The organism is Paenibacillus sedimenti, assembly GCF_014534655.1.
Classification (GTDB): Bacteria; Bacillota; Bacilli; order Paenibacillales; family NBRC-103111; genus Paenibacillus_E; species Paenibacillus_E sedimenti.
In genome coordinates this window covers 630,443-642,921 of record NZ_JACVVD010000002.1, presented here as the reverse complement: position 1 = coordinate 642,921, position 12,479 = coordinate 630,443, and the positions used below count along the sequence as shown (strand labels likewise).

Annotated in this window: 9 protein-coding genes; 4 read left to right on the top strand and 5 right to left on the bottom strand. The window is 50.2% G+C overall.

What is annotated here, in order from left to right; all coding sequences use genetic code 11:
- Positions 1 to 80: 80 nt before the first annotated feature.
- Entirely contained in the window at positions 81 to 2,123 is a 2,043-nt protein-coding gene (locus tag ICC18_RS07585) for a molybdopterin oxidoreductase family protein (protein ID WP_188173752.1), read from the bottom strand.
- A 145-nt stretch (positions 2,124 to 2,268) separates the two neighbouring features.
- On the opposite strand from ICC18_RS07585, the gene ICC18_RS07580 reads away from it, so the two are divergent.
- The 4 genes from ICC18_RS07580 (at position 2,269) to ICC18_RS07565 (ending at position 7,726) form a co-directional block, all read left to right on the top strand.
- A complete protein-coding gene (locus tag ICC18_RS07580) occupies positions 2,269 to 3,306 on the top strand; it encodes a substrate-binding domain-containing protein (RefSeq protein ID WP_188173751.1) in 1,038 nt (345 codons plus the stop codon).
- Positions 3,303 to 4,739: a sensor histidine kinase gene (locus tag ICC18_RS07575; protein WP_188173750.1), complete on the top strand. Its 1,437-nt coding sequence runs from the start codon at positions 3,303 to 3,305 to the stop codon at positions 4,737 to 4,739. Before ICC18_RS07580 ends, ICC18_RS07575 begins: the two co-directional genes overlap by 4 nt.
- Entirely contained in the window at positions 4,739 to 6,073 is a 1,335-nt protein-coding gene (locus tag ICC18_RS07570) for an AraC family transcriptional regulator (protein ID WP_188173749.1), read from the top strand. Before ICC18_RS07575 ends, ICC18_RS07570 begins: the two co-directional genes overlap by 1 nt.
- A 222-nt stretch (positions 6,074 to 6,295) precedes the next feature.
- Positions 6,296 to 7,726 (top strand): sugar porter family MFS transporter, encoded by a 1,431-nt coding sequence (locus ICC18_RS07565; protein WP_188173984.1) that lies wholly within the window; start codon positions 6,296 to 6,298, stop codon positions 7,724 to 7,726.
- 606 nt (positions 7,727 to 8,332) lie between these two features.
- Here the strand turns inward: ICC18_RS07565 and ICC18_RS07560 are convergent.
- From ICC18_RS07560 to ICC18_RS07545, 4 genes are read right to left on the bottom strand one after another with little or no spacing between them, the layout of a single operon-like run.
- Positions 8,333 to 9,655, bottom strand: a complete 1,323-nt coding sequence (locus ICC18_RS07560) for an ABC transporter substrate-binding protein (protein WP_188173748.1) — start codon at positions 9,653 to 9,655, stop codon at positions 8,333 to 8,335.
- Between the two features lie 30 nt (positions 9,656 to 9,685).
- Complete coding sequence (locus ICC18_RS07555) at positions 9,686 to 10,513, bottom strand: carbohydrate ABC transporter permease (protein ID WP_188173747.1); 828 nt, start codon at positions 10,511 to 10,513, stop codon at positions 9,686 to 9,688.
- 12 nt (positions 10,514 to 10,525) lie between these two features.
- A complete protein-coding gene (locus ICC18_RS07550; protein ID WP_188173746.1) occupies positions 10,526 to 11,398 on the bottom strand; it encodes a carbohydrate ABC transporter permease in 873 nt (290 codons plus the stop codon).
- Positions 11,398 to 12,471: an ABC transporter ATP-binding protein gene (locus tag ICC18_RS07545; protein WP_188173745.1), complete on the bottom strand. Its 1,074-nt coding sequence runs from the start codon at positions 12,469 to 12,471 to the stop codon at positions 11,398 to 11,400. Before ICC18_RS07545 ends, ICC18_RS07550 begins: the two co-directional genes overlap by 1 nt.
- Positions 12,472 to 12,479 lie beyond the last annotated feature (8 nt).

Sequence of the window (12,479 nt, the reverse complement as noted above, 5' to 3'; positions counted from 1 at the left end):
CATTAGGATACTTTTTGTGTAAAATGCCAAAAGGCCACCCTCTTCTTATGTAAGGTGGCCAACTCTAAAATTTCGTTACGTCACGAGATCAGCTTCTCCACATTCACTCGCCCGGAAAAGAACGTCGCCCCGCCGCCCATATCCGCCACACGGTCAGGCGTAAGGGCGTTGACGAGTGCTTTGCTATCAGGCGAATCCGCCCAAAGTCCTTGGCTGACGACGACGCCGGGAAGCACATCCTCACCCGCAGATACGACCAGCTCGCACTCCCCGCGCTCATTCCATACCCGGGCCGTGTCGCCATGGACCAGGCCAAGCCGTGCTGCATCCGCTGCATTCATATGCAGTTTGGGCATTTTCTCCATGCGCGCATGCTTCTCATTATTCGAAAATGTCGAATTCAAGAAGTTATGATTCGGTGCCGGAACGAAAAGAAACGGCAATTTCCCTTTCTCGGGCAGCGGCGTGTAAGTCGGCAGAGGCGGGTAACCCAGCTTCTCCATTTTAGCGGAATACAGCTCGACCTTCCCGCTAGGCGTCTTCAATCGGCCAGGAAAAAGTGGTTTCGTTTTCGCTTTTGCAAACTGGGTCGTAAGTAACCCTTCATACGTGATCCCTTCCAGATGCGGATTCTTTGGATTGTCCAGAGCTTGGCGAATCATCGCCTCATCCGTTTCTTGAAGCGCCTGTTCTTCGTAGCCCATTGCCTTCGCTAACAGACGGAAGACATCTACATTTGCTTTGCTTTCCTCATAAGGCGCGATAACGGGCTGTTGAATTTGCACATAATGGTGCCAATAGGACTTATAGAAGTCCGTATTTTCAAAAGAAGACGTTGCCGGCAGTACAATATCTGCATACATCGCAGTCTCCGTAAGGAACAGATCATGGACGACCGTGAACAAATCTTCCCGCAGAAGCCCCTCCCTGACTTTGTTCGCGTGCGGCGCAACAACGGCAGGATTGGAATTATAGATATATAGCGAACGGATAGGCGGATCAAGCTCCAGCAAAGCGTTCCCCAGCAGGTTCATGTTAATTTGCCGTGTCTTCTTTGTAAGCAGATCCGGCCGCTGCAGTGCAGCCGCATTGTGCTCCAAATACCCGCTATTCCCTTTGATGGCGCCGCCGCCGTGATGCAGCCATTGTCCCGTTAATGCCGGGAGGCAGGCAATCGTCCTTACACACATACCGCCATTGTCATGATGCTGCGGCCCATTCCCGATACGAATGAACGAGGGCGCGGTTTGACCATACATACGGGCCAGACGGTATATATCTTGGACAGGCACTCCGGTAATCGCAGCGACGACAGCAGGTTCATACTGCCGAACGTGCTGACGCAGCTCTTCATGCCCAACCGTATATTGCTGAAGGAAATTTTCATCCACCAACTTCTCAGCGAACAAGATGTGCATAATCCCTAGCGCAAGCGCCGCATCCGTACCCGGTAAAATCGGAATAAACCAGTCGGCCCAGCGGCCGGTTTGGTTTTTGTGGACATCAATGACGATAATTTGCGCACCGTTCTTCCGCGCTTTCTCGGCGAGAACGACCTGATGCATGTTCGTGCTGACCGCATTGATCCCCCACATGATGATGAGTTTCGAGTGGATCGTATCCTCCGGATCGATCCCGTAGCTGCCGCCCATCGTGTAATTGTAGCCTTCAGTGCCTGCCGACTGGCAAATCGTGTACAGCAATCGGCTTGCCCCCATCCGGTTGAAGAAGCGACGATCCATTCCTTCCGTACCGATCCGGCCCATATTGCCGTAGAAGCTGTACGGCATGATAGATTCGGAGCCCACTTCGTCAATGAGCTTTTTCCATTTTGATGTAATCGTGTCTATCGCTTCATCCCATGTGATACGCTCAAACTTGTTCTCGCCTTTGCGGCCTATGCGCTTTAGCGGATATTGCAGCCGCTTCGGATCATAAATCCGCGCCGTCATGTTGCGGACTTTGTTGCAGATGGCCCCTTGGGTAACGGGATGGGAGGGGTCTCCCTCTATTTTGACGATTTTCCCGTCCTGCTTATGAAGCAGAAGGCCGCACTGATCCGGACAATCCAGTGAGCATACCGACGGGAAAATGCCGTTAAGCTGTTCGGTCATCGTAGGCATAGGGACTCCTTTTTAAACAAGTAATTATTTTTACTATATACCTAATTCTGTTGAGACGGAAGCACTTCGCTCCATTTCACTTTGGTTTGAATCATTATTTTTGTATAATGAAGCCAATCTTTATAGTGAGCAAGGAGCCTTCTCGATGTTGAATCGCAAATGGAACTGGGGTCTGGCCCTTCTATTTATCGCTTTCGCTTGTTTACTTTTACTGTTTGTTAACTCCACTTCACGGATTAAGAACCTGGTCAGACCGTTAGAGACCGGTCATACACAGGAAACTAGCCATCGCCGCGTCATCCTTATTTCCCAGGAATTGGATAACCCTTACTGGCGTGCCATAGAACAAGGCGCAAAAGAAGCAGCCGGGCAATATGGGATGGATCTTGCATACGACGGCCCATATCGGATCAATCCATCCGAGCAGTCGAAGCTGCTGGAGAAGAGCATTGCCGTGAAAGCTGATGCGATCGTGCTGCAAGGTATAGGCGATCCGTACTACCGCTCCCTGATCGATAAAGCCGCAGCGCAAGGCATTCCCGTCATTACGGTCGATACGGACGAGCCCGCCAGCCGCAGGCTGTCCTATGTCGGAACCGATAATCGCGAGGCAGGCGAACGAATGGGCGAGCTTGTTGCCCAAGCAGCAGGTCATGCAGGCAGCATTGGCGTGCTGATCGGCAGCGAACAAGCAGCCAATCAACAGCTGCGGTTGGAGGGATTTCGGTCGGTCATCGGTAAGTTTCCCGGACTTGCCATCAGCGATGTGCAGTCATCTCGTATTTCCCGGCTGGAAGCTGCCGGACAAGCGGAGACGATGCTTAAGCAAAACCCGCAAATCCGCTACATGGTTGGCTTCAGCGCTTTGGACGGTGCCGGCATTCAGGAGGCCGCTGTGCGTATTCGGCCGCGCGAAGTGCGCATCTTTGCTTTTGATGATGTTCCGGAGACGGTCGAAGGCATACGGACTGGACAGATCGCCGCCACCATTGTCCAGCAGCCTCACGATATGGGATACAAAGCCATAGCTCTGCTGAACGAATATTTTCTGGGAAAAGTTGTGCAGCCGCAAAATTTTACAGATACGACAGTGCTTGACCGAAATTCTCCAGGTCTCTCCGTTAAGCGATTGCTTTCGAAGCCGGATCTCATGACGGAAACCTCAAGGGAGCCGACGCCATGACGATCCGTATGAAGCTTCTGTTGTTCATCCCTCTGCTGGTGCTGCTTACGAATTCAGTTGCGTTTTTTTTGTTTCAAAATACGAAGATTGTCCAGAAGAGCTATGATGTCATGATGGATCGCATCCTGGTGTATAAGCAATCGGTCCAGTATACGGACGATAGTCTGCGTACCCTCTACGGTTACCTGCTTCATGCCACCGAAGAAGGTAAAACGAGCAGCCTACAGGCTCAGGCACAGTTAAAAGAGCTTCGATCTGCTCTTGTGCAGCAGTCCAAAACCTCTCCGCATGGTTCGGACGTCACCGGTTACATCCATATGCTGGATACGTTCATGGATCAAGAGCATGCTTCCCTTGAGGCCACAGGCCTTCGCGACAAGCCGAGCGATGCATTAACCCACTATATGGACGCCGAGAAAACTGCAAGCTTCATCCGTGACGAAGGACAGCGTCTTGTCGATTTGGAGCTTAGCTACTATCAGCCCATTTACCGGGAGATTCAACAAGAAAACAAACGAATGAATAGGTGGGGGTTGGCCGTGTTCATCGTGAACACCGTGATGAGTATAGTCGTCGCGGTTTGGATTTCCAGAAGCGTTACGGGACCGGTCAGCAGACTTGTCGGCACCGCGCAGCGTATTTCCAAAGGAAATCTGCATATGGACCCCCTGCCCAGTCGTTCCAGTGACGAGCTCGGCATTCTATCCGATGTCTTCAGCCAGATGGTAAGCAATCTGAAAGTATTGATGGCGAAGGAGAAAGCCAATTCGGAAAAAGACCGCCTGGTCAAAGAGCTGGAACTACAAGCGCTGCAAAGTCAGATCAATCCTCACTTCTTGTTCAATTCGTTGAACGTACTTTCCAAAATGGCCCTGCTTGAAGGTGCGGAGCAAACCAGCGATTTGATCGTATCCATGTCATCTCTTATACGCTACAGGTTAAGCAAATTGGATGCGCCTGTCACTTTGCGGGAAGAACTGAACCATGTCCGGCAATATGTCAGCATTCAGCAAGCCCGCTTCCGCGACCGGATAAGATTCGTCATGGACATCGACGAGTACGTTTTGCAAACGCACATTCCGGCGCTAACCGTTCAGCCGCTTGTCGAAAACGCATTCGTACACGGCATCGAAGGCATGGAGCAAGGCGCGGTCATTCGTCTTGAAATCTCGCGGGATGCCGACTATGTTCGCATCACCGTATCGGATAACGGAACCGGCATGCGTGAGGAAGTCCGCCAAGCATTACTAAAGCTGGAACCGGGAAATCTAGGCGGGGACGATAACAAACCATCCACTGGGCTCGGTACGAGAAACGTATTTAAGCGGCTGCAGATTTTTTACGATCGCACCGATCTGGTTGAAATTCAAAGTGAAGCGGGAAAAGGAACGGCGGTTACGCTGCGAATCCCTTTAGAAAGGAGCTCCGACTAATGTATCGGTTGTTGATTGCGGATGATGAAGCGCTGGAACGGGAAGGATTGGAGTGGATCGTTCATCGCATGATGCCGGATACTTTCGAAGTCATTCATGCCGAAAATGGCCGTCTTGCCATCGAGCGCGCAGAAGAGTACCGTCCTCATATTATTTTCATGGACGTCAATATGCCCGGCATTCAGGGGCTGGCCGCTTTGCGGGAAATTAAAGAGCGGCTTCCTGACGCCAAAATGGTGATGGTGACCGCCTACGATTACTTTGCCTACGCGAAGGAGGCGCTGACGCTGGGCGTGAAAGAATACATCGTCAAACCGGCGGGACGGGAGCAAGTCGTACACATTTTGCAGCAGTTGATTGGGGAACTGGACACGGAGAAGCGGAAGCGCACCGAGCAGCTTGAGCTTCGCGATAAAGTCTCGCAGCTGCTGCCCTTAGTCGAGAATGAGCTGGCCTTCGTTTTCATGGTTGATCAAGTGCTGGAGACGGGAGCCGGGCAATTAGCGGAGTGGCTGGATTTTCCCCTCGATCAAGGCTGCGCGGTTGTGGTTGCTTTTTCCGAACCTATGCGTTCGCTGGATAAGAAGAAAATCTTCGATGCGATGCGCAGCTACGCCAAAACGCACCTGCCTCCCTGCATCGTAAGCTCATTAATCGAGCAGCACATGGCGATTTTCATCAGGAAAAGTCCTGAGCTGCATGATGAGGTCTGGATCAAAACCATGACGTTGTATGGCGAAAAGCTTTGCGCGATGGCCGAAACTCAGCTGGGTATTACGATTTCGGTAGGTATCGGATCGGCTTATAACGGAGCTGAAGGGATGCGTAAATCTTATTTTGAAGCTGTCCTTGCTTCCACTTATTTCGAAACCAGCTTGGCGGTTTGCCACTTCCATGAGCTTAAACAGGGAGCACGCGGCGGAGCCGCTTTATCTTCTGCAAACGGAGATCCTACACATCGCTCCTACGTTGTTTCCGCGCTGCAGCGGATACGCGAAGAACGTGAGCAGCAAACGGTAACTGTGCTGGATAAAGCCAAACGTTATATCATGAATAAATTCACCGAGGACCTGTCCCTGGAAGAAGTAGCCGAATTTATCCATCTGAACCCCCACTATTTCAGCAAAGTATTCAAGCAGCAGTTCGGCGAAACCTTTATCGATTTCGTTACCGGTTTACGCATACAAAAAGCGAAAGAGCTCATCGAATCAGGTGCGTTCAGCCTCAAAGAAGTCTGTTTCGAGGTCGGTTATAAAGACCCGAATTATTTTAGCCGCGTCTTCAAAAAAGTAACCGGCGTCACGCCCACCGAATACCGCGTACAGCCTAAATAAATGCGCTGCTATCCAGTTCATGCCAATGCGGCATGGACTTTTTTGCGCTGTTCAGAGCAAATTAATGCTAGTCTCCACTTTTCTCCGCACCTTGCATGGGCGAGGCAGCATACTGGACGTAAATCGCACAAATAAGTGCTGGTGATTGTCCACAAACCCCAGTTTACCCCGTGATATAATGAATCTCGTTTCATACGGTTAAACGAAGGGAGATTAGTCATGATGAGCTCGACAACGAATCAACAAAACGATCAGGTAAGCTTAAAATTTGTAACGCTCGTATCCATGGTAGCCGCGCTTGGCGGTCTTTTATTCGGTTTCGATACATCCGTTGTTTCAGGTGCAATCGGCTTCATGGAGAAGCGGTTTGACCTGAACGAGGTGGAAGTCGGCTGGGCGGTATCCAGTCTCATTATCGGTTGTATTATCGGCGCAGCCTCATCCGGGGTGCTTAGCGATAAATTCGGCCGCAAAAAAGTGCTGATTGCAGCTGCCTTGTTGTTTATTATCAGTTCTGTCGGATCTGCAATTCCAGATACATTCACCGGATATATCATCGCTAGGATGATTGGCGGTCTTGGTATCGGCATTACGTCTACCCTATGCCCCCTATATAACGCGGAAATCGCTCCGGCCAAATACCGCGGCCGTCTCGTTGCACTGAATCAATTTGCAACGGTAACCGGTATCTTCCTTGTGTACTTCGTCAATCTCGCCATTGCTAACTATGGCGATGATTCTTGGGATATCAGCACTGCTTGGCGCTGGATGTTCGGCGTAGGCGTCCTGCCGGGGATGCTCTTCCTGGTGCTGCTGTTCTTCGTTCCCGAAAGCCCGCGCTGGTTGATTAAGCAAGGAAGACCAGCAGAAGCGCTGCCGATTCTGCTGAAAATTCATGGCGAGGATTTGGCGCGTAAAGAAGTGCTCGACATCAAAGAATCATTCGAACAAGAGAAAAATACTTCGATCCGCCAGCTATTCAGCCCAGGACTGCGCATCGCCTTAATCGTTGGTGTCGTGTTGGCCGTCCTCCAACAAGTGACCGGCATTAACGCGATCATGTATTACGCGCCGGAAATCTTCAAAGAGATGGGCGCCGGAACGAATGCATCGCTGATTCAGACGATACTCGTAGGCTTAATCAACTTTCTGTTCACGATTCTTTCCTTGTGGCTCATCGACAAAGTCGGACGCAAAGTACTGCTGCTGACCGGTTCAGCCTTCATGGCCATAAGTCTCATTGTGATCGGCTTCGCTTTCCAAAGCAGCGAGCCTTCCGGAACGCTTGTGCTGATCTTCATTTTGCTGTTCGTTGCATCATTCGCCATCTCCCTCGGTCCGGTCGTCTGGGTGCTGCTCTCCGAGATTTTCCCGAACCGTATCCGCGGTAAAGCAACAGCAATAGCCTCCATGGCGCTATGGGCCGCCGATTATGTCGTGTCCCAGTCATTCCCGCCGCTGCTTGGCTCCGCAGGACCGTCTGTTACATTCTGGATCTTCGGCATCCTGTCACTGTTCACGTTCTTCTTCACTTGGCGCGTCGTTCCGGAGACGAAGGGCAAGTCGTTGGAAGAAATCGAATCGCTGTGGTCAGAGGGTAGTAAAGATGAAACTACCAGCAGCAAAGGTGCCGTGCCTTTAAGACAAGGTTGATCCGGCGTAGAACAAAATATTCCCGAGAATTTGCGCAACACTCTGCCCGTTGTTGTTATGTTATAATTTTCCAAAGACGAAGAACGTCCTTTTGCCATTCTGGCATGAGGGCGTTTTTTAATTTTTGGCTTTGACAATTAGCGATCATTTCGAAACTATCGTTCCCCCATATATGTACTCGAAAAATCATATAGATTTGTCCTTCAAACGGTAATTTCCATAGTTATACACGAAAAAACATACACAAAAGCTCTAATTGAAGCGAAGAGCCCGATTTTATATGAAATTTCATACAGAATCGTTGTTTCTGTGATTACTGAACTTTCGCAGTTCCGCTCTTTTTTAAGGCAAAGCATATGAGCAATTTCTGGAGCATTATTCGGCTCGACAAACAGGAGCCGTGTGGACAGTCAGGTGTATAATCGTAGTTGCTATTTTTTGACCGTTCCCCGCGATCGATGTCACCGTACCGCCATCCGCAAAGGTAACCTCCGGCTAGATATTCCTCGCACTTTGATGTAACCTATATAATCCATCACCTCCCCATGCCAATCAAACAAGAGGTGTCCCTGGCCTCATCAGACCATTAGGTACACCTCTTATCCATTACTTATTCAACAGCTTATCTGCTTTCGTGCCCGCTTCTGCTATCGTTTTTTCTGCCGTGTTTGAGGGATCCGTGACAGCCAGCGCGATCTGGTCCTTGACGATTTTGGCGATTTCCGGGTATACCTTCAGCATCGGACGAGGTCTTGCGTATTCCAACTGATCAACAGCTACTTTAAACAGCGGCTTCTCGGCATAAAGTTTCTTCATTTCGTCGCTGTTTACGGCGCTAACCCGGCTAGGCAAATACCCTGTGAAGGAGCTGGCATAGATCGTTTGCTCTTTGGCCGTCATCCATTTGATGAACTTCCAGGCAGCTTCCTGCTTTTCCTTTGAAAGCTTCGCGGACATGACCAGATTGGCGCCGCCCGTCGGTACACCATAGCTTTTGTTAGCCGGCATGAAGCTCGTTCCCAATTCGAAGCCGGCGTCTTTGGCTACCTGCATTTGCTTGGTCAAATCAGCTGTGGAAGAGAACAGCATAGCCGATCTTTGATTCTGGAAGTCAAGCTTCGCCACGTTCCCCGCATCGTCTGTCGTAGGGATTTTCGCCACGCCTGATTCTTTCAGCTTCAGCAAGAACTTGACCGGCTCGATCCCCGCTTCCGAGTTGAACTCGGCTTTTTTGCCGTCTTCACTGATCATTTTACCGCCGCTTTGCGCGACAAATGCTTCATAATACCAGATATCGACCGGCATTGTGATGCCGACACGCTTGTCCGGCACAGTAATTTTCTTGGCGTATTCCTCGAATTCCTTCCAATTCTTCGGACCGTTCGGATCGAGGCCCGCTTCCTTCAAAAGCGTTCGATTCAAGTACAGCAGCGGCGTACTGCGCAAATAAGGAAGTCCATGCAGCTTGCCGTCTACGTACGAGTTGCCCATGAGACCTGGGATAAAGTCGTTCATATCGACTTGATCTTTTTTCACGAAAGGCGTTAAGTCTTCCGTCATGCCCGCTTTAGCAAATACCCCGATCGAGGCAATTTCGTTCTGCCACACTTCCGGCGGATTGCCTGCTGCAAATGCGGCTTGCGCTTTGGCGTGCTGCTCGTCATACGTGCCTTGGAAGTTCGCTTTCACGACGATTTCTTCTTGGGATTCATTAAACTTTTTGACCAGGTTTTCGTTGTTTTCGCCGATTTTGTCGCCCCAGGAATACCAGTAATTAATTTCGATTTTTTTCTTCGGTGCCGTAGTAGCGGCGGCATTGCTATGTCCGGCGGACGCATCCGTGCCGGCAGTCTGTTTGGAGCCTGCGGAGCAAGCCGTCATCGATAAAACCAGGGATGAAGCAAGTGCGATCGTTGCTAACTTTTTCATATCGTTTAGAACCCTCCAAATATAGTTATTTTATTTAACTCCTGTATATACAAATGCTTTGATAATCTGCCGCTGCGCAATAAAAAACACGATGAGGATCGGGATGACAAGGATCAAATTCCCGGCCATCAAAATATGCCATGCCGTTCCTCCATCGACTTCCCGGATCTTCGCGATGCCGATCGGCAGCGTTCTTGCCGCTTCGGTGGTCGTCATGACCAAAGGCCAAAAATAATCGTTCCAGTGCGCGATAAAGCTGAATAAAGCGAACGTGACCAAGGTAGGCCGGGCCATCGGCAGCATGATTTTGTATATGATCTTCCATTCGCTGGCATCATCCAGCCTTGCCGCCTCGAGCAGCTCGTCCTGCACTTGCTTGAACGATTGTCTGAGCAGGAAAATCCCGAAGGCGCTCGAAGAAAAAGGTAAGATCAAGGCAAGCAGCGAGTTCAACAGCCCCCATTTGCTCATCAGCAGATATACAGGCAAGAAGATCAGTTGACTCGGGATCATCAAGGTGATCATCGTGACACCGAATAAGATCCGGTCTCCCTTAAATCGGTACCTCGCGAACGCATATGCGGCGAAGATGATCGTTGCAAACTGCATGATAAGAATACCGACTGAAACCAGAACACTATTGAGAAAATATTTCAGGAACGGCCCTGAATTCCAAGCCAGAGCGAAATTATCCCACCTGATCTCCTTGGGAATCCATTTCGGCGGGAAAATGACCGTCTCGGAGAATGATTTAAGTGACGTTGACACCATCCAAACGAAAGGGAGGGCGAATATTGCGATCAGGATGATCAGCCCCAGCACATTCAACGTTCTGTAAACTGGTTTGGTGATGGGCATGTTTCCTGCCTCCTATCGATAATGAATTTTTCGGCTCAGCAGCTTGAAATAAAGCAGCGTAAGCACGCCCACGACGACCAGCAGCACGACTCCAGCCGCAGAAGCGTAACCGATTTTGAAGAAGCGGAAGCCGTATTCGTAAATATAAAACACGAGCGTATTCGTCGAGTTCACCGGTCCGCCTTTCGTCATGATGGCAATCGTCTCAAACACCTGAAACGAACCGATCAAATTGATGATGATCAAGAAAAATAGGGTCGGAGACAGCATGGGTACCGTAATTTTGTAAAAGGTCCTCCACCTGTTCGATTCGTCCAAATCGGCCGCTTCGTACATATCCTTCGGTATGCTTTGAAGCCCGGCTATAAAGACCAGCGAATTGAAGCCGATGCCCTTCCATACAGCAACGATAACGAGAGAAAGCAAGGAGCTTTTCGGACTACTAAGCCACTCCAGCTTCTGTATGCCGAATAATTGAAGAATCCAGTTGAGCAACCCGAACTGCGGATCCATCAGCCACATCCAGACAAGCGATACCGACACCAGCGAGATGATATGCGGGCTGAAGATGGCCCCTTGGACCACACCATACACCCATCCCTTCCGGTTCAGCCACAAAGCAAGAATCAAAGAAATGATAATCGTCAGGGAAACGGTCAGCATCGTATAATTCAAGCTGTTGAATAGAACCTGCCGGAACTCCTTGCTGTCAAAGAGCTCAACGAAGTTGTCGAACCCGACGAAATCCTTTTCCGGACTGACAAAATCCCAGGAATGAAAGCTTAAATAGATCATGTAGAAGATCGGATATATGAAAAAGACTGTAAAAATGATGATTGCAGGCGAGACCATGATATATGGGCGAAGCCGATACCATAAAGGCATTAATACGTTCCTCCTGCAACAAGTGTCTTCAGCTCGGCGGGCTCCCCATCCGGCAATCGGTTCCCGGCCCGATCAAAATAATACAGATCGGCATAAGGCACCGAAACATGAACGTCAGCAGCATACTCGAGCGGTTTGAGGAAGGTTTTGACATACAGCGTGCCTGCTTTGGATGCCATCTGGTAGATGATCTCAGCGCCTAACGTTTCGCGCGTTACTATGCGGGCCGGAATATGAAGGCAGCCCTGTTTTTTCTCCGGGGTAATAACCGCTTTCTCCGGCCTGAAGCCCGCGTGGCTGTAAGCACCGTCAGCTTTGGGTGCCATCCCCTCTAGTTCCGAGCAGGGCAGTATATTCATCGGAGGCGTTCCGATAAATTGAGCTGTAAACCGGTTCGCCGGATCATTGTAAATGTTCATCGGACTGTCCGCCTGCTGTACGCGGCCTTTGTCCATAATGATGATCTGATCGCCCATCGACATGGCTTCCACTTGATCGTGCGTGACATACACGAATGTGGCCCCCAGCCGTTTATGCAGCTGGATCAGCTCGGTCCGCATCTGATTCCTCAGCTTGGCGTCCAAATTGGACAAGGGCTCATCCATCAGAAAGACCGCCGGGCTTTTGACCATGGCTCTCGCCAAAGCAACCCGCTGTCTCTGGCCTCCGGACAATGACTGCGGCTTCTTATGCAGGTAATCGGTGAGACCGACAATTTCCGTAATCTCTTGAATGAGCCGCTCCCTCTCAGCTTTCGGCACTTTGCGGTTGATTAGCCCGAACTCGATATTTTCTTTCACCGTCATCATCGGATACAAGGCATAGTTCTGGAACACCATTGCAACGTTTCGTTTGCCTGGTTCTACGTGATTGACACAGCGATCGCCAATCCAGATCTCCCCGCCCGACTGCTTCTCTAATCCGGCAATCATCCGCAGCGTCGTGGATTTCCCGCATCCGGAAGGACCTACCAGAACCGTGAACGATCCGTCTTTGATCGTCAAATTCAAATCTTGTACGACGCTCTCTTGGCCATAGCTTTTCTCAATATGATGCAATCTGATTTCCGCCAATGCTATTC